Source organism: bacterium (assembly GCA_035505375.1).
Taxonomy (GTDB): Bacteria; Hydrothermota; Tepidihabitantia; order Tepidihabitantales; family Tepidihabitantaceae; genus UBA2258.
Window position 1 is genome coordinate 31176 of the sequence record DATJQV010000069.1, and the last position, 17368, is coordinate 48543.

Sequence of the window (17368 nt, forward strand, 5' to 3'; positions counted from 1 at the left end):
AGGCACCCTCGGGAGAGGGCACCAGCGCTTGAGCGGCTCGGACTACTTTATCGTGGCGGAAGTCAGTGCCGCGTCGTAGACCGTCCTCTTGCCATTCGCCGTGTAATCATAGGACACCTTGACCATACCGGTGCCCCGGGCAAACCACTCGTAGACGTCTTCGGTCACGCCCCCTGCGCTTGAGGTCAACTTCACCTTCCATGCGTCCCGGTAGACCCCGGCCGGCACCCTGACGTCCTCCTGGCCGACGACCGTCGCGGTCGCGGAACCTTGTGTCCACGTCTGACCCTCAGCCGGTGTCGATCTCATCATCGGCACTCCGACAGTGTCGCTGAGGTCTGCGTACGAAAAGATGGTATCACCGACCTCGGTCACGCAGAAGTAGCTGGTCGTGGTGATGATCGTGTCCGGTGCCCGGTAATGGTCCGTCGCGTCATCCCTGAACTTCGTGACCTCCCTGCCGTTGAACAGGTTGGCCTTTCCCAGTGCGGTCGTGGTCTGGGTGCCGGTTATCGAAGTGTCGAGGGACGCACTGGTGGTACCGTGCAGAGTGCATTCGGACATGTTCCAGGCGCTGCCGACAGTCATCGGGTATATCGGACCGGTTGGGGAAGTACAGCTCATGCCCAGAAAGGCAATGGCCGCGACGGCGAAGACTGCCGGCTTTGTCATTGCCATGAGGGTGCCGCTCCTGACGGCGGTCGGGTGGGTGTCTGGCCGCGAGTCAACTCGGACACAGACGGGGTGGGTCAGACTTCGGCTGAGCGCTCGCGGCGGCTGAGTCGGATGCGGCGGGACAGAGTTCGCTCGCAGAAGCCCTGGTCGCGATGGAAGCCCTTCTGTTCGAGTTCGGTCCTCATCAGATCGGCAAGGTCAATGATGTACCAAGCCGGCTTCACGTCGCGCGTCCGCCAGTAGCGCTCCACCCACTCCAGTACGACCTTCCGCTCCACCGGGCTCGAGTGGCTCCAGGCCGCCTTGACCCCAAGCGCGCGCGCCTGGGCACGGATCCGGCCGTAGATCGATGCCATCGAACGCCGCACCGGGTAGATGGGCCGCGGCCCTTCCATGCTGCGCCGAAGCTTGGCGAGCGGTGCGAGGCACGCCTCGGCTGCGGCGGCGGCGTTCTTGTGCTTGCCATCGGCGACCGCCTGCGCGTACCGGTTGATGATCCGCATCTCCGCCGGAGTCCAGCTCGGCGGGCGACGGTACCGCGACCGGAAGCGCGGTGGTATTCGTGCCAGCAGCGCCCGGTATGTCGCCTCCCAGGTACGCGCGTGACCGCTGCCCGTGCTCGCGCGAATGCGCTCGATCTCGGGCAGGCAGACGGTGGCCGCGTACCGCGGCGACGCCAGTTTGCCGGCGATGACCAGTCGAACGTACCGGTCCAGCACTCGCAGTTCGGCCTCGGTCCAGACGGGCGCCGGGCTGGTTGCAGATTTCTTTCCGGGATGTGTTGACCTATTCATCGGTTACATACAATGGTAGTGCTGTAACACCGGAAGTCAACTCAGGAAGAGGCCCGCTGAAACGGGCATTGGCGCCACGGAAGCACCATGGAATCAGGGTCGAAGCTCGAAGTCCGGATGACGATTGCGGCGCGAATGACCAGTGGCTCAGGCTTCGGGCTTGAATCGGACTTCGGGTCCAGCGCGTGTCGTCGTGGCCGACTGATTCAGGGACAGGCATGTTGTGACGTGGCGGGCGGGTGCATGGCACCCGCCCGCTCTGTTTGGCTCGGTCCAGCGGCTAACGACCGCCTCGGTTGCCCCGATTCTCGGGGCGCTGCCCGTAAACGGGCGACCTCCGCGGTCAGCCTTAGGGAAATAGCTACCTGCCGGGACTCATCGGCTATCCCGTGTCGCGGAGTCCATGTTGACCATGAGGAGACCGGATGCGGAAGGTACCAATACCGGCTGCGACCATCAAGAGCACGGAAACGAACCTGTGCCAGGACCGAGAGGCAGCAGGACAACGGCGACCCGTGCTCCTGCCCACACCGGCATAATGCTACCTCCGACCACGGCTGGGTGTCAAGAGTGGCACGAAAGAGCGCGACTGGGAACGGAGAGAACCGTGTGCAGAATTGCACGCCGGCCCACCCGACAGTGACGAACGCAGCTGGAAACGGGCATCAGTCCGCCGCGCTCGAACAGTGGCCGCCGGGCCGCAGGCTGCCCGCATCCTGAAGGCCGCCCGAACGGCTTGACTTACGGCAGGCGGCAAATACACTCATTAGTAATGGTTCCGGGCCGGCTGAGCCGTGCATTTACGGTCGCGCCGGCCCGCAGCCATTCCCCATAAGGAGAAACAATGCCACAAAGATTAACTGTATTGCTATGCTGCTGGGTTCTGCTCGGAGCCGCGACTGCCCGGGCCGAGTTACACCGCCTCGGGTACATCCACGAGGACCTCGACAAGCTCGCGCCTGAGCATCAGGTCAAGAGCATACCGGTGCCGCTGGGTGCTGCGTCTCACTATAGCCAGAAGGTGGTGGACCTGACCAGCCAGATGCCGCCGGTCGGAGACCAGCAGCAGCAGGGCTCCTGCGCCTGCTGGTCCTGCGTTTACTATCACCGGACCCAGATCGAGTACCACGAACGGCACTGGGACCTGACCGACCCGAATCACCAGTTCAGCCCGGCTTTCGTCTACAACCAGGTCAACGGCGGCGGCGACAACGGCTCGGGTTTCAACAACATCCTGCCGCTCATCTGCGACCAGGGAGTGTCGAGCCTGGTCGACTGCCCCTACAATGACGGCGACTGCACCAGTTGGCCCTCGGAGTCGGCGTACTCGCACGCACTTCCTTTCCGCACCAAGACGTGGGCATGGTTCCACACCTACGACACGACCGGCATCAACATGATAAAGCAACTGCTCGTCAACGGCAGCACCGCGTCCCTCGCCATCGGTGTCTGGGGCAACTTCGACAACATCGCCTCGTACAACTACATGTACTGCGCGTCCGACCGGGAGGGCACGAACCGGGGCGGACACATGATAACGTTTGTCGGCTACAACGATACGCTGCCGACGCACGACGGGACCGGCGCGTTCAGGATGGTCAACTCCTGGGGCACGGGCTGGGGTCAGGCCGGCTACTTCTGGATGTCCTACCAGGCGGTTATGGACAGCTTCCTCAGCGGACGGGCGGTCGGCTACCTGACCGACACGGTCGGGTACGTACCGAAGCTGGTTGCGCGCGTTCAGATCAACTACCCGGCCCGCGACAAGGTGGGGCTCAAGTACACCATCGGCACCCGCACGAATCCCCTCTGGACGAAGACGTTCCGCAAGTGGCGCAACGCCAAGACCGACCATCCGTTCCCGGCCAATAACATGGTATTCGACCTCACCGACGGCTCATCGTACATCAAGAACGGCCAGACCGACTCCATCTACTTCATCGCGTGGGATTCCACCGGGTACGGCGACTCCGGCGCCGTTGCCAGCTCCTCGGTTCAGTACCTTGACTGGGGCACAATCTTCAACTCGGGATCTACTCCTCTCACCATCTGGGATGACGGGAGAGTGCTGGCCGCCGGCCACCGAATCTGGGAGACCAACAAGGACGTTACTGCCGACTGGATATTCTCGCCGACCGGGATCGTCGAGCCGGAAAGCTCCTACGTGCCGCGAGTCGAGGTCCGGAACAACGGCCAGAACGCCGTCACGTTCCCGGTCCGGCTCACCATCAGCACCGGCTACGCGGACACGGTGCAGGTGACGAACCTCGCGCACGGCCAGGCGGATACGATTGCCTTCTTACCCTGGGTGGTTCCTCCGCGCTGCACCGCCGCGGTCCGGTGCTCGACCGCTCTTACCGGGGACGAGAACCATCAGAATGACCTGACCACCGCGGTGGCCTGGGCCAGATACCACGACGTGGGCGTGACCCGGATCATCTCGCCCGGCGACACGGTCGACTCGGGATTCGTCGTCCATCCTCAAATCCAGGTCTGGAACTACGGCACGCAGACCGAGGCCGTCATGGCGACGTTCCGCATTCCCGACGATGGCTACTCGCGTGTCTCGCAGGTATCGATTCCCTCTCATCAGGGAATACCAATCACCTTCGCCACCTGGGTTCCCAAACTCGTCGGCAGCCACATGGCCCGGTGCTCGCTGTCCATGGCCGGCGACGCCGTACCTGCCAACGACACGATGAGCCGCCAGGTTGACGTGCAGGTCGCGGGCATAGCCGAGGGGAAATCGGCGCCGAACGGATTCCGGCTCGAACTCCCGCGCCCGAGCGTCCTCAGCCGGAACGTGGCCGTTGCCTTTGCGCTCCCGCGTCCGGCCGACGTCTCGCTGGCCCTCTATGACGCGACCGGTGCGCTGGTCCGCCAGCTCCGCCGCGGCAACACTGCCGCCGGACAATACCGGCTGAACTGGGACGGCACCGACGACGAAGGACGCCTGGTTCCGGCCGGCGTCTACTACTGCCGTCTCAAAGCCGACGACCTCCTCTCCACGCAGAAACTCGTCGTACGGCGGTAACGGGAGACTAACTTACACTCAGGGGCGGGCGCTTGGCCCGCCCCTCTTTTTCAAGCCCGCGCTTCGCCGCGGCCAATCTGGAATCTACAATCGAGAATCTGCAATGGGATGGCTGGTCGGTTCGCGGCGCAGCCGCGGCCAATCTAAAATCTGCAATCCAGAATCTAAAATGGATTGATGGGCGGGGCGGCAGGCCTCAACAAAAGAGAGTCACGATCAGTTCAGTATCTCGGCATTAACAGATTGCCGGTTAAGTGATACCGAACTACCGTGCTCTCAACATGTAAGACGCAGCCGGCGGGCAAATGGTTCGCGGGCGGGCAGGGATTTCAATCCTCGGGAAACCAGACTCCGGTGCTGTGCCGCCTCGGCGCGGAACGACCGACTGCGCCCCGCTCGGGCACGAACACACCGCAACCCATGCGGCGGCCGGGCCCTACCCCAAGCTCCTGCAGCCTCAGCGACTCCTCCGGAGATAGCCCCCGCGCCAGCACTTCCCAGCCGACAACCGCAGTCTCGCCGATCTGCCGGAAGCGCCGCACATAAGGGCAGCCTGAGGCGGGGCGTCCGGTGTCGGACGGGCCTGCGTGCTCATTCACCTGCTTCCGGCGCAGGGCCGGAACCGCCCTGATGCCCAGGGCGCGGAACTGAGCGGCCAGCCACTCTTCCACCTCATCGCTGTAGCGGCACTGCTCGACGACCACGAAAGCGCTCACGAGACTCGCGGCCGGTCTCAATTCGGACCGGGTCGGCTGGCCGAGTATCAGCGTCGCGCTGCCGAACACGAGACACTGACCGGCCAGCGGCTCAAGCATCGGCAAAGCCTCGGCCCCAACGCGGAACGTGAGGCGGGAACCTGGCGTCAGGTCGAGAAAGCCGCGGTGAGGGTTGCCCTGAATCGGGACAATCGCCAATCCCACCTGGGCCTCCGCTGCCACCCACGGCACGGCGCGCGCCACAGCCCGGTACACGATATAACCATTATCGACGGGAAGCGGCGTCCCGCGGACGGGGAAACTCAGTTCGACTACCGGCATAGCTCATTATGGGCCGGGCGGCCCGAGAGTCAATCCGGCGAGGGGGGTATCCGGTCAGCTCCCCACGCCGGGTGCGTCGAATGGGCGTCCGCGTGAGGAATAACCTGCGTGACCGGGATTAGCGGGCGTGGATGTCAACCGCGTGACTTGGGCTCTGCAGACAAAGGACCAAGGACGAAGGACCATGGATTAGTTCCCGGCGGTTCCCAAAAAAGAGAGTCACGATCAACCCAGTATCACGACAATGTCTATGACCGAGCCGTTTAACGATACCGAGCTGCCGTGCTCTCAATTAGTAAGACGCTGAGAGCGGACAAACGGTTCGCGGGCGGCATCGGGGGTCCGCTGTGCGATTTATGAATCAGGACTCCTTCGACAGTATCCAGCAACCGGACTTCCCAGTCGCTACATGGACGAGCAGCTTCCCGTCCTTCATCCCGAACCGCCTGACCAGGGCTTTGACGCATCCGCGGGGAACCTGCTCATACGTCTGTCCGCGCCGGCACACCCTCACCTTCGGCAGTCTCGCGTAGGCGCGTCGAATGGCCCGCACCTGGGCCGGGGTCAACATGCGAAGCTCGTCGGACACTTTAGCCCGAGTCCCGTCCCGGAGAGCTCGCCACGCCGTATCGCGTCTCGTCGCCAGCTCCAGGTGCCGCGGGTTGCAGCACGGAGGACCGGCGAGCTTGTGGATGACCACCATTCCCTTGGGGATTGGCCCGTGCTCGCGTATGTACACCCGCCGGTGGACATAGCGGATGCCATGCCCGAAAAACCCGTAGCCTCTGACCTTGTGGCCCAACCAGGGCCAGCACTCGTCGTCACCACGCACGTCAACGAGTGCGACCAGCTTGTCGATGCCCCGGCACATTGCGGTGTAGAACGCGCGCTCCACTTTGATGGTGTAGCCGGGAACACTGGCCATCCTGGTGTTGACCGGCTTGTAGGGCAGTTGGGCCCTCAGTTGCCGGACACGCTCGCGCGACACTCCGACTTTCCGGGCAAGTGCGGCTTCGTTGTAGCGGGATGCCTTCTCGCCCAACGCGAGTATCCGGTCGATAGCTAATGGTGCTTGTCTATTCATGCCTCGGCAGAAGCCGGTCCTTCCCCGTGTCTCGATCTTCCGTCAATAACGGGAAAGATCCGGTGTTATGCATGGCTGGATTCTAGGACTTGCGGGCAGGCATGTCAAACCGAGGGACAATCTGGAATCAGCAATCTACAATCTGAAATTGACCTGCTCCCTGTCCCTTCATTTTAGTGTACCGCGTGATGTGGGCTGTGCAAACTATGGACCAGGGACAAAGAAGGCGCCATCAGCGCCTGCGGTAGATTTCGCGGCGGTGGCCGATGACGTGAACCAGCAGTATCTGGTCACCATCAAGCAGCTCGTAGATGACCCGATAGTCACCGACCCTCAACTTGTACAAACCGGCGAGGTCGCCGCCCAAGGCCTCCGGTCGGATTGTGCCGAGATTCGACGCCAGCCAGTTGATGCGTTGAACGATCCGACGCGCTTCAGGCCTATCCAGCCGCGCCAAGTCGCGGGCCGCGGCATCCAGGAGGCGAGCCCGGAACGCCACGCCTAGTGCAGGCCGAGTCTCCGAGCAACGTCGTCGAGCGTCTCGCCTCGCTCGCCGCTCGCCACCTTGCGCCGTTGGCGCAGAAGCCGCGCATGAAGCGCCCGCTTGACGGTGAGTCCTTCATCTGGGTCACCGAGCAGCTCTATCAGCTTCTCCTCGACCGTCTCGCCAATCATCTCCCGAAGCTGCTCCTTCGTCATTCGCGCTACGCTACTCATCCATCATGATACCGGAGCAGCGCGCGCCGGTCAAGGTGGATGGCAGCGTCAATGTGCAATCGCCAATCCGGAATCAACAATGGGTTTCGCGGGCGGGCGGGATTCGGCGGCTATCCTTCAAGAGTCCGACAAAAAGACAGTCACGATCAACCCAGTATCACGACAATGTCTATGACCGAGCCGTTTAACGATACCGGAATGCCGTGCTCTCAACTAACAAGATGCTGACCGCGGACAAACGGTTCGCGGGCGGGCGTGTCTGACTCGCGACCGTTCTCCGACTCGGAGTTTGACTTCCTCGCAGTGCTTGAATAAGCTCAAACCTGTGGCCATCGGTTCCAGAGCTCCAGGACAACGACGCTGCATCGTCATTGCGGGTCCGAACGGTGCGGGCAAGACTACCTTTGCGCGCGAGTTTCTTCCGCGTGACGCCGGCATCGTACACTTTGCCAATGTAGACCTGATCGCTGCCGGCCTGTCGCCACTGAGACCGGGCTTGGCCGCACTGGCGGCCGGGCGTCTGTATCTAGCCGAACTTGACCGGCTCGCCCGGGCCGGACTCGACTTCGCCTTCGAGACGACTCTCAGCGGTCTAGTGCTTGTGTCACGGCTCAGACACTGGAAGTCCGGCGGCTACCGCATCGAAATCATCTTTCTGCAACTGAGTAGCCCGCAGCTCGCAGTACGCCGCGTCGCCGCCCGAGTTCGGCAGGGCGGCCATGACGTGCCCCGCGACGACATCGTCAGGCGCTTCGAGCGTGGCTGGCGCAACTTCTGTTCGGTCTATCGGCCGCTTGCCGATGCCTGGGCAGTCTATGACAACTCCGGGGACGCGCCCCGATTATTGGAGAGGGGACCGTGAAGAACAAGAGCAAAAGCAGCGCACAATCGAAGGAGTTCGCCATACGTGTAGGCCGCGCCCTGCGCCGAGCCGCTCGACAGGCCCGTCGCACCGCGCGCGCCTACGGCACGCCGCTCTACGTCTGGCGGAACGGCAAGGTAGTCGCCGAGAAACCCTGACCGGTTCCTCCTCGGTATCAACACAGCGCAGGCTCCGACGCTGACGGAAGGGCTTCGCTCCGGAAACTCGCGGCGAGGCCACAGCTAATCTGCAATCGACAATCTAGAATCTGCAATGCCTTGGGCCGGGATGTCAACCTCCCTCGGGGTCGGCCAATCCAAAATCAGCAATCTAGAATCGTGAATTCCCTGGACGGGGCGAGTTAGGCGGACGGGCGGCGAATCGGTTGACTGTGCCTGGCGGGCCAGGTCTTCAGCAGGTCCGGGTGCTGCGCGCGTAGCCAGTGAACCACCAGTTCGCGGACGCGAACCGCCAATTCGTGCATTTCCAGCGCCTCGCGCTCCGACACCGCGCCCGCGACCTCGTAATCGCTCACATGCCGCTTCTTCTTCATCCGCTGCAAGAGGTCCACGTCCCGCCCCGGCGCCTCGATCGTGTGGCGCAACGACTCAACGAGGCGGTAATGGTGTCCCTTCTCGCTCGGCGACACGCGGAAGCCGGCAGCGGCCAGGGCTGCCTTTGCTGCCTGAAGAGCCGCATTGTACGCAATCGCCAACTTCCAGTCGTCGGACAGACCCGGGGTCTGGGCGGCCGCGATGTCGCGTTCGACCACGGACAACAGGTCGGCGATCTCCTCCGGACTGGTCTCGTGCCGCTGCAGCGAGCCGCTACTTACCCAGCCGTCTAAGGTCGTGCTCATTGCCGAATAGGAACAGCTTCTCGCGCCCCGTCACGCTGCGGACAAAGTGGTTGCCGGCAGCCAGCTTCCGGCGGAACTCCGCCGATGTGTACACGGTCGGGTTCACCTCCCGGCTAAGCCTGCGCTGTGCCGGAGCCAAAGTCTGCGACAACGCCGCGAACGACGCATCGCCGACGACCAGCAGATCGACGTCGCTCGCGCGGCGTTCCTCGCCCCGTGCTACCGAGCCGTACACGAACGCCACGTCGATGTCGGCGGCCAGCGGCGCGAGCGCCTCGCGCAGGACGTCGGTGACCCCGGCCGTCTTCACAACCAGACTCTTGAGTTCGTTGAATATCGGACTCGCGGAATTGGCCTGAAAGTAGACCTGCCGACCTTGCTGCCTGCGCGTCACGATGCCCGCCTCGGCCAGTTGCGCGAGCTCGCGGTGCACGCCACTCGGGCTGAGACCGGTCTCGCGGACGATCTGGCGCAGATGATATGCCTCGTCGGAGTGGCCGAACAATAGCGCCAGCACCCTCCGCCGAGCCACACCGAAGAGGACCTCACCCGGGCCGGCCGGCTCTGTTCTCATAGTGCGAACAATTGTACGCATAAAGTGAACGCCGTCAAATCGAGGTGACCGCGGCTCCGGCCTTGAGCCACCAGCCGCTTGTGCTTGAGCTTGCGCTTGAACTGCGACGGTAGTCGCCGCCGCCAATCTACAATCGACAATCCAGAATCTGCAATGCCTTCGGCCGTTGTGTCAATCTGCCTCGGGTTCGGCCAATCTACAATCGAGAATCTAGAATCCGAAATGCCTTTGGCCGGGATGTCAACCTGCCTCGGGCTCGGCCAATCCAGAATCAGCAATCTAGAATCGTGAATTCCCTGGACGGGGCGGGTCAAAGGGGCGGCAAGTCGGGTCAGCGCCGCTGGACTGCCGGCGCGACGCACCCTCCGCGGTGGTCTACGCCGGAACCGGTATCAGGGTGTAGACTCGGGCGAGGCGTGCGGCGGCCCTGACGTCGCCGGACCTTAGCGCCTCGCGCACGTCATCCAGCTTGTAGGCGTCCTCCAGGGTGAGGTAGGGTGACCAGCCATGGTCCGTCTCAACCAGTTCGACGTCAACCTCAGCCACGTACTCACCTTCGTGCACCAGCTTGGTTCGATGTCGGGTTCTCATGTCAACCTCCTCTTCAGGCCAACGTCCCATCGCTTTGGGTCCGGACGATAGGCTGTGACCAGAACGGCGGGACTCTTCTCGCCTTGCGGGATTCCCCAGAGCACATGCACTGGATTGCCGTCGCGGTCACGCTGCAGCACGAGCACGCATGGCCCCTTGGCAAACGCCGGGTAGTCCTCGACAGGCTCGGCGGCGGGCATGCCCGCGACCAAGTCCCGCAGCAGTATCCCGTCCGCCGCCAGCTCATCGTAGCCATGCTCGGACACCCGCACTTCACCCTTGGCAACAAGGGCAGCAATCTGCTCCAGAGTATCGGTCACCACTACAGGTTACTCCAAATGCCTGCATCGGGCAAGCTCCTCGTCGGGGCCAGGCGTAACCCCTGGCCCCTCGTTCAGGGGGTCAAGGGACAACGACGCTTACTGGACGAGCGAGTGGGCTCGCGGGCGAGTCAATTTGCCACGCGGTCGGCCAATCTGCAATCGACAATCTAGAATCTGCAATGCCTTGGGCCGGGATGTCAACCTGCCTCGGGCTCGACCAATCCAAAATCAGCAATCCAGAATCGTGAATTCCAAGACGGGGTGTGTCAGATGGGCATCCGCGCGTCGGGAATCCGCTACCGCGTCACCGTGATCTCTACGCCGTTGACATCGCTCAGAAACACGCGAAGTGTCCCGCGCGGTTCTCCGGGTTCAGTGAATCGGCAGGGTCAGGCGCCCGGTGCCGCGCGAGCGGCTGAGGCTGACATCAAAGCGGTCGAGAAAGCCGGTCTGTCCGAGAAGGCCTTTACTCCCGGCCGGAAGCCCGGTGAACCCTGCGTACATCTGATAGGAAAAGAAAGGGCCGCGCGCACCCCAGACCGCCATCGTCACCATGTGATAGTGCAACTTCGACATCTTTCCGCTCGCACTGTGGAACCCCGCGGTCGGGCATCGGCGCCAGTCGATGCCGAGCTCCTCGGCCAGACTGAAGTGGAAGACGCAGTCATCCGAGCCGGAATCGAGCAGCCCGAGCAAAGTCGCGGTAGTCCGGTCGCCCCAGCTCAAGCGGAACGGCACCATCGGTCGCTGAACCCTGCGGCCGGCTGGAAACGCCCGGCAGGGCTCAGCCTCGAACTCGTAGAATTGAAGTGGGAGTGACTTCACGCCCCGGCTACATCACGAGGGCGCACGATTCCAATGGAATCTGGGTAAAGACCGGATCCTTCACGCCGGCCTTGTCTGCACGCTGGGCCGCAGCCTTGAGCGTCCGACCCTCAGCGACCCGCCGGTTGCTGCGCGGGTCAAGGGCAACCCAATAGCCGGGCTTGCCGCTCAGCCTGATGGCCCTCGTGCGTTGACTCAGAGACCTACTCACGATTCAATTCTAGCCGTTCAGAGTCGTGCGTCAAGCAGACTCCTCGCGAGGACATCTGCAAACCGCTAAACCTGACCTCGCGGTTGTTCTTGATGAAGTCCGCCGGCATCTCGACCAGCCTGCATCCCAGTGATTCCGCCAGAGCCCCGCGCTCAGCCGGACCGCAGCGTGACCGAATAGTACAGATGTTGGGACAGACTTAGGAGATGACCGGGGGATTCGGAGAAGGGCTCTTCATCTCACGGCCGGATTCTAGGACTCTCGGGCGTGGCGTGTCAAATTGTGAGGGAGAAATTGTGTGAAGGCCCCGATTCGACCTTTACGGTGTACGAGCGAAGACTATCGCCCCCCTCCTCCACGTGCTTCCGAACGAGCCTCCGCAGTAGCGTCGCGTCGTGCGATCCTTCAGCTCCACATCAAACTCTTCGGACTGGTGGCGCTCTGTCACGACCGCTTTGGCTTTGAACCAGTACTCGTAGCGGAATCCGCGATCTTGGTGTTTGTCGTACCAATTGGGGCCAGCTATCGTCGGCCATGGACTCGCCTGACGATTACGGTCCACCGAGAAGTCGACAATCTCTGCGCGGTATTCGATCCAACCCACACCCCAGGAAGAGTGCTCTGCCCGTCCATTGCACGTGTATCGCTTGGGCACGTAGATGTAGAGGTTGAATGGACGCGGCATCTCTTGGAGCCTCCTGACAACCCAGCCTTGCACGCTTGCCGAGTACTGGATCGCCGTGCTGCCATGCTCACGGCAGTACTGTGCGTGGTCTTCACCGAGCTGCTTTGGACCTATCAAGATAACTGACATGGCCATCGTCTCCTCCTATTCACGCTCAATCCGTTGCGTTCACCGGTAGCATCCTGATTCTCGGTTCGGAGATTGAGTAGGCGCGGATGTTGAACGAACAGCCGAGCCGGGGTTCGTAGCCGATGAGCGCCCGTTTCGACGTCCGGTTGGGCGTGCGGACAGCGGGACGCACCGCGACAATCACGGCAATGGGCGCAAAGATGTCGTCCGCGAATGCCAGCCGGTCGTCAGGCGACACGCCGTGCGCTAACTCGTCGACGTCGGAGATGTGCGAGTGGAACGTGCCGAGTACTTGGAGATGTAACTTAAGCCCAAGCTCGTACCTCCGATCCGCCATCTTCACGACTTTGACGTCGGCGTGGTGACTTGCCCGCCTCCCGCCCCGGTACAACGCTGCCCGCTCCACCACGATGTGACGTTCCTTTCTCACGCGGCCGAAAAGAAACCCGACGCGCTCCTGTCTGCGCCTTCTCATCACGCCGCACAGTGTCCACCAACACATATCTTGGAGGACGCTCGGCCTGAACTCAACCGAGTCGGGATTCATCTTCCAGCAATACTAATGCACGCCAGGACGTCGCGTCAACAACATGAAGTCATGCTCAGTGATCTCGTGGGTGTGCCCAAAGAAACGCAGCCCCGGGTTGAGGCGGGCCTCTGGGTGCTGACCGAAGAAGTCCAGCGCGTCGTAGTACGGCTGTACCCGAACCGGCTCTTTCAGGTATACGTCCACATCTCTAAGGCGACAGACACGCGGATACGTATCAGGATGCGGGTTGTTTGGGTGCCTAGCATCTGCGGCGCTGGGGCTCGTCACTACACATCCATGAGCGACTACTCCTCCATCATCATCAGCATGCCTAGCTCGATATACACAGATTCTGTCTTCTCGCCTAGGAACATGTGGAATGTGTTCTCGAAAGGCCATGATTGGATCCGACACGAGGAGCATCCGAGCGATGATCTTGTCTGATGATACGTACACACCTTCTACTAGCTCGTCATTGACAGGCACAAACAAGCAGCATGTGACGGCTATCTCTCGGCGATTGCCCCTGATTGTCTTTCTCCGCAACTGATCTGCAAGTCTCTCCAATTCCTCCATCTGAAAGGTCATGTGTCTCTCCCTATTCTGCTGAGCGCTCTAGGTTTGGTTTAGGTATCTGCCCGCGACTCCTGTCGACTGAGGATCACGTAGTGACCAGTCCGGACGCGGGACCATATAGAGGAACAGCCGCGCCGCCAGACCAGCGGTTCGGAGGGCTCTTCTCTGGCGCGCAATGCCTAACCCACGCAGCCACAGGCAGTTCGAGCGCTAGACGGTATGCCGAAGTGGCCGCTTGCAGTTTTCCCGAACACGAAGCATTATCCCGCTTCGGCTCGGTTAGGTCTGCATGATCGCCGGCCGGGGGGTTTTCGGGACATCTTGTTCCACGTTCGACAATGTCGGACTTGGCTTGTCCTCGGGCTGGAATCCAAGCCGGGAAGCTGGGCGTGTCAAACGGGCGGGCAGTAGCGCGGCAGGAATCTTCCATGCGGAGCTTGTACAAGAACTCAGACTCGGCGGCGCGACACTACCATCGAAGGCGTCATCCGCGTCAGACGACCGCTACAGGTTGTAGCAAGGCAGGCACAGCTCGGGGTTTTGGGACAAGCTCAGTGTCCCTCTTTTTCCCGAGGGAGGTAGGCTGCGACGGGTGGTGGTCCCGAGTCGCTGAGCCGAGGTTCTCCGACACACCCCTAGGGGTCCGCTTACTGCTGCGCCGTGTCTGGCTTCTTCTCGCCAACCAGCCGAGCTAGAACCGGATGCCCAAGACCGCCTCAATTGCCGATGGGTACAGCGACACCGCCTGTGACCGATACGCATCATTGAAGGTATACGACATGCGTACCTCGGGGACAACCGTGACATCGTGCAGATGGACGATGGCACCGATACCCCAGTTACCGCCGACATTCACCGGTTGGAAGTGGCTTTCATCCAGCAGCACCGTGTAGACCCCGGACGATTGCGCATAGCCGAGCAGGATATCCATCCTTGGACCGGCAGTGATGAAGAGGTTCGCTAGCTTCAAGTTGGCAATGAACCGCACCATAACCGGCACGGTCAAGTAGTCAGCCCACATGTCATCGCGGTAGCGGCCCAAGAAATCGCCGTTCTCGTTCACCACATCCGTTTCTACGTACTGGCCCCGTTGCAGGTAGTGAAGTTCAACTCGCAGGTATGAGGACGCGAGGTCCACCATCACGCCGGCCTGTGGACCCAGACGTCTGTGGTAATCATCTGCGAGTGGAGTGTTCAGAGACGAGAGCCCTGCACCGACGACGATGCCTGCGCCTTCGTACAACTTGGCCCGAGTCGTAGAGACGGCCGCTAACATGAGCATTACGGCGACTACATTCCGACCCATGTCAATTACCTCCTTGAATGGCGCGCGATGGGATGCGTAGCACGGGGGAGTTTCGGAGACATCTTACCACGCTATCTCCGTCAGAGCCGAGGGTCCGGGTTCCATCGGACATGGTAGCGGCTTAGCCGGGCGTGTCAAATGGGCATCCGCGTTTGAGACATCCCGACTATGTGTTCTTCTCGACTTCCGAAAGGCTCAGCGTACTTGAGTGTAACATGGCCAGGTGTTCGTAGTCCAGGTAACGCACGCGGGTCCGTAGCGGCTCATACACTGTGCGGCCGATGACGTCTTCGAACTGGCGCCGTCGGGCAGAGTGCCCCACGGCAATCATGTCTACGCGGAAGTCAACCAACTCCGAGAACTTCTCGAATGCTCCCCGGAAGTCGGTCGTATGCTCGATTTCGATGACGCTGGCGGGAAACCCTCGGGAGTTGAACCACACGGCGTCGATCATACGGACGGAACGTAGGACGCGGTCATAGGTGAACTCAGGGATGCTCGTCGTGTCGGCGATTTCCTTCAGCGGACGTCCGGCGCAGAGACGGTTTCCATCCTGCGCGGGGACGTAAGTCTGATGGCCTTTGAGATGTCCAAGCTCCAGAGCAAGTCCTTGATAGTAGGAATGGGAAAGCTCTGCGCCTTGCGTGGTTCTGTCATCGGGATTCTGCATCATCGCACGGATGTCCTGCGGCAGGCGGTCGCGGCACTCACACAGCGCCCAGAGGCCGGGTTTGACCTTGAAGAACAACTCGGACTGCTGCACGATGCGCCGCATGGACGCAAATGGGGTCTTGGTCTTCCACTTAACGTCCTCGACCTCCAGCGCGTGTTCGTAAAGGTAGCGCAACGTTGCGAACCCGCCATTACGCCTCATTGCCTCGGCAACTGCGTCAATCTGCGTCTTCATCGGTCCTCCGTTCTGGCCGGCCTTCGGACTTGTGTCTCGGCCACGGTCAAATCTAGGCCGCGAACGGTAACAGTCAAGCTAGGCGGGAAGGGAGGTCCGCAGTTATGCCGGCCCGTCGTCGAGCATCGGGATTTCGTCCGGCAGGCCCTGCGGCAGTTCGACAAGACCGAGGCAGTCCACGCAGGAGTACCCGCGTTCAAGCCAGTTGGCGCGACCCGAAGTCTTCCACGAGTAGATGCTGGTGCGGTTCTTGCGCGCCGCGCCGCGCGCCAGCCGCCACTCCTCCAGGTGATAGAAGTCGGCTGTGACGATTGGTTCCAAAGCTACTCGCATCACGTCTGCGCCTTCTGACGTTGGTATGCAGCATCCAGGCTGAACTCGGCCCTACTGGCCGCGAAGTCACGGGCAAGCTCGTAGCAGTAGACCTCGTCGAACGACGTATCGCGCAGCCACGGGTTTTCTTCGGCCAAACGTTCGAACGCGGCCGAGGCCTGTGGGCCGGAGGCGATTCCGAGCATCTGGACGTTCTCAACGTCCGGCATGGCAGATTCGGAGCCTGGCTGATACGTGTACCCCTCTAATGTCAGGAAGATGAAAGCTCGTTCGGGCTTGCTCACAGAAGTCCTCCTTGCGTCAATCAACGCTGAATCCGGCTCGTTGGCTCAGACCGCGTACTCGTACCTGTGCGTTTGCAGAACGTGCTCTATCGCCGCTACCGCTCTTTCGGCTTCCTCTTCAGATAGGTCAGACCAACCGTGTTCCTCGGCAACGGGTTCAATGTCCCAGCCGAAACCATTCATGCTGTTGTAGGCACTCCAGCGACAAATTGATGAACCGACGCGCAGTTCTCCTCCGCCTACCCAGTCGTCAAACTGGTCCCTGTGATACAGGGACTCCACGATCACGGTTCCATGCATGCATTCTCCTTTGTGCGTAGGCACGCCGGGATCGTACCACGAGGCAGCTTAGAAGTCTACACTATAGAAGTAGCATACCTAAGAACCGGGATAAGTCAGAGATCAGAGACCAGAAACCAGATATCAGAAAGCCGGGCGTGGCGGAGCAAGGAGCAAGATGGAGCAAGCCAGAAGGCAGGGCGGCGGCGAGGGATAATTCAGAATTCAGAGAGCGGAAAGCAGAATGCAGAACTGCGGGAGGGCGACCTTGCGATGGTTGGCGGGCATCTACAGGTAGTGGTCGAACGGCGGGGCGCTGGAAAGATGGGTCTGGCGCAGGGCTGGATACCGTTTCAGAGACAGGAACTGCGGCTGTTACGAGTGCGGGAACGTGGGCCGGAACGGACGCTGTTTCGGGGCCTGGAACTGGCGCTGTTACGGACGCAGGCACGGAAGCCGTTGCGGCAGCAGGGCCGGGTGCTGTTACGGGTGCCGGGACAGGGGCTGGAACGGTGGCTGTTGCAGGTGCGGAAACGAGGGCTGGGACAGGCGCTGTAACAGACGCAGGAACGAGGGCAGAAACGGGCGCTGTAACAGGTGCGAGGACGAGGGTCGGAACAGGTGCTGTGACACGTGCGGAAACGAGGGCTGGGACGGGTGCCGCACAAGGGGCAAGGACTCCCCCAGCCGTCCAGGGGACAGAGAAGACCGGACAATTCAGAAACCAGAATTCAGAAACCAGAAATGCCCGAAC

General features: G+C 61.6%; 24 protein-coding genes. 5 read left to right on the top strand and 19 right to left on the bottom strand.

Translation table 11 applies throughout. From position 1 onward, the window contains the following. Positions 1-42: 42 nt before the first annotated feature. Both VMH22_10815 and VMH22_10820 read right to left on the bottom strand, forming a co-directional pair. A complete protein-coding gene (locus VMH22_10815) occupies positions 43-678 on the bottom strand; it encodes a hypothetical protein (GenBank protein ID HTW92187.1) in 636 nt (211 codons plus the stop codon). Positions 679-749: 71 nt separating this feature from the next. Continuing rightward, positions 750-1469, bottom strand: coding sequence for a hypothetical protein (locus tag VMH22_10820; GenBank protein ID HTW92188.1), 720 nt, complete (start codon positions 1467-1469; stop codon positions 750-752). An 844-nt stretch (positions 1470-2313) separates the two neighbouring features. On the opposite strand from VMH22_10820, the gene VMH22_10825 reads away from it, so the two are divergent. Beyond that, a complete protein-coding gene (locus VMH22_10825) occupies positions 2314-4503 on the top strand; it encodes a FlgD immunoglobulin-like domain containing protein (protein HTW92189.1) in 2190 nt (729 codons plus the stop codon). A 329-nt stretch (positions 4504-4832) separates the two neighbouring features. On the opposite strand, the gene cas6 is transcribed toward VMH22_10825, so the two are convergent. The 4 genes from cas6 to VMH22_10845 all read right to left on the bottom strand — a co-directional run bounded on the left by cas6 (position 4833) and on the right by VMH22_10845 (position 7341). Then, a complete protein-coding gene (gene cas6 / locus VMH22_10830; protein ID HTW92190.1) occupies positions 4833-5540 on the bottom strand; it encodes a type I-MYXAN CRISPR-associated protein Cas6/Cmx6 in 708 nt (235 codons plus the stop codon). A gap of 361 nt (positions 5541-5901) precedes the next feature. Then, a complete protein-coding gene (locus VMH22_10835) occupies positions 5902-6624 on the bottom strand; it encodes an HNH endonuclease signature motif containing protein (protein HTW92191.1) in 723 nt (240 codons plus the stop codon). 232 nt (positions 6625-6856) lie between these two features. Then, positions 6857-7123 (bottom strand): type II toxin-antitoxin system RelE/ParE family toxin, encoded by a 267-nt coding sequence (locus VMH22_10840; GenBank protein HTW92192.1) that lies wholly within the window; start codon positions 7121-7123, stop codon positions 6857-6859. A 2-nt stretch (positions 7124-7125) separates the two neighbouring features. Continuing rightward, complete coding sequence (locus VMH22_10845) at positions 7126-7341, bottom strand: hypothetical protein (protein HTW92193.1); 216 nt, start codon at positions 7339-7341, stop codon at positions 7126-7128. A gap of 325 nt (positions 7342-7666) precedes the next feature. Here VMH22_10845 and VMH22_10850 point away from each other — a divergent pair, with 325 nt between their 5' ends. Both VMH22_10850 and VMH22_10855 read left to right on the top strand, forming a co-directional pair. Further along, entirely contained in the window at positions 7667-8203 is a 537-nt protein-coding gene (locus VMH22_10850; protein HTW92194.1) for a zeta toxin family protein, read from the top strand. Next, positions 8200-8361, top strand: coding sequence for a hypothetical protein (locus tag VMH22_10855; GenBank protein HTW92195.1), 162 nt, complete (start codon positions 8200-8202; stop codon positions 8359-8361). Before VMH22_10850 ends, VMH22_10855 begins: the two co-directional genes overlap by 4 nt. A gap of 203 nt (positions 8362-8564) precedes the next feature. On the opposite strand, the gene VMH22_10860 is transcribed toward VMH22_10855, so the two are convergent. From VMH22_10860 to VMH22_10895, 8 genes are all read right to left on the bottom strand, one after another. Next, complete coding sequence (locus VMH22_10860) at positions 8565-9062, bottom strand: HEPN domain-containing protein (GenBank protein HTW92196.1); 498 nt, start codon at positions 9060-9062, stop codon at positions 8565-8567. Then, positions 9031-9636 carry a nucleotidyltransferase domain-containing protein gene (locus VMH22_10865; protein HTW92197.1) on the bottom strand — a complete coding sequence of 202 codons (606 nt, stop codon included), beginning with the start codon at positions 9634-9636 and terminating at the stop codon, positions 9031-9033. The genes VMH22_10860 and VMH22_10865 overlap by 32 nt, the downstream gene beginning before the upstream one ends. A gap of 375 nt (positions 9637-10011) precedes the next feature. Next, a complete protein-coding gene (locus tag VMH22_10870) occupies positions 10012-10227 on the bottom strand; it encodes a hypothetical protein (GenBank protein HTW92198.1) in 216 nt (71 codons plus the stop codon). Further along, positions 10224-10547 (bottom strand): DUF4258 domain-containing protein, encoded by a 324-nt coding sequence (locus VMH22_10875; GenBank protein HTW92199.1) that lies wholly within the window; start codon positions 10545-10547, stop codon positions 10224-10226. Before VMH22_10875 ends, VMH22_10870 begins: the two co-directional genes overlap by 4 nt. Positions 10548-10922: 375 nt before the next feature. Further along, positions 10923-11375: a hypothetical protein gene (locus VMH22_10880; GenBank protein ID HTW92200.1), complete on the bottom strand. Its 453-nt coding sequence runs from the start codon at positions 11373-11375 to the stop codon at positions 10923-10925. A gap of 7 nt (positions 11376-11382) precedes the next feature. After that, a complete protein-coding gene (locus VMH22_10885) occupies positions 11383-11586 on the bottom strand; it encodes a hypothetical protein (GenBank protein ID HTW92201.1) in 204 nt (67 codons plus the stop codon). 319 nt (positions 11587-11905) lie between these two features. Continuing rightward, positions 11906-12406, bottom strand: coding sequence for a hypothetical protein (locus VMH22_10890; GenBank protein HTW92202.1), 501 nt, complete (start codon positions 12404-12406; stop codon positions 11906-11908). 19 nt (positions 12407-12425) lie between these two features. Next, positions 12426-12875: a hypothetical protein gene (locus tag VMH22_10895; protein HTW92203.1), complete on the bottom strand. Its 450-nt coding sequence runs from the start codon at positions 12873-12875 to the stop codon at positions 12426-12428. A 123-nt stretch (positions 12876-12998) separates the two neighbouring features. On the opposite strand from VMH22_10895, the gene VMH22_10900 reads away from it, so the two are divergent. Then, positions 12999-13373, top strand: coding sequence for a hypothetical protein (locus VMH22_10900; GenBank protein ID HTW92204.1), 375 nt, complete (start codon positions 12999-13001; stop codon positions 13371-13373). A gap of 823 nt (positions 13374-14196) precedes the next feature. Here VMH22_10900 and VMH22_10905 read toward each other — a convergent pair. The 5 genes from VMH22_10905 to VMH22_10925 all read right to left on the bottom strand — a co-directional run bounded on the left by VMH22_10905 (position 14197) and on the right by VMH22_10925 (position 16635). Next, positions 14197-14781, bottom strand: coding sequence for an outer membrane beta-barrel protein (locus VMH22_10905; GenBank protein ID HTW92205.1), 585 nt, complete (start codon positions 14779-14781; stop codon positions 14197-14199). A 196-nt stretch (positions 14782-14977) separates the two neighbouring features. After that, positions 14978-15718: a hypothetical protein gene (locus VMH22_10910; GenBank protein ID HTW92206.1), complete on the bottom strand. Its 741-nt coding sequence runs from the start codon at positions 15716-15718 to the stop codon at positions 14978-14980. A 102-nt stretch (positions 15719-15820) separates the two neighbouring features. Next, the gene (locus tag VMH22_10915) at positions 15821-16054 is read right to left on the bottom strand and encodes a hypothetical protein (GenBank protein HTW92207.1); all 234 of its coding nucleotides are present in this window, start codon (positions 16052-16054) and stop codon (positions 15821-15823) included. Next, positions 16051-16335 carry a hypothetical protein gene (locus VMH22_10920; protein HTW92208.1) on the bottom strand — a complete coding sequence of 95 codons (285 nt, stop codon included), beginning with the start codon at positions 16333-16335 and terminating at the stop codon, positions 16051-16053. The genes VMH22_10915 and VMH22_10920 overlap by 4 nt, the downstream gene beginning before the upstream one ends. A gap of 45 nt (positions 16336-16380) precedes the next feature. Next, positions 16381-16635: a hypothetical protein gene (locus VMH22_10925; GenBank protein ID HTW92209.1), complete on the bottom strand. Its 255-nt coding sequence runs from the start codon at positions 16633-16635 to the stop codon at positions 16381-16383. 252 nt (positions 16636-16887) lie between these two features. On the opposite strand from VMH22_10925, the gene VMH22_10930 reads away from it, so the two are divergent. Next, positions 16888-17172, top strand: a complete 285-nt coding sequence (locus tag VMH22_10930; GenBank protein ID HTW92210.1) for a hypothetical protein — start codon at positions 16888-16890, stop codon at positions 17170-17172. The last annotated feature ends 196 nt before the right edge of the window (positions 17173-17368 follow it).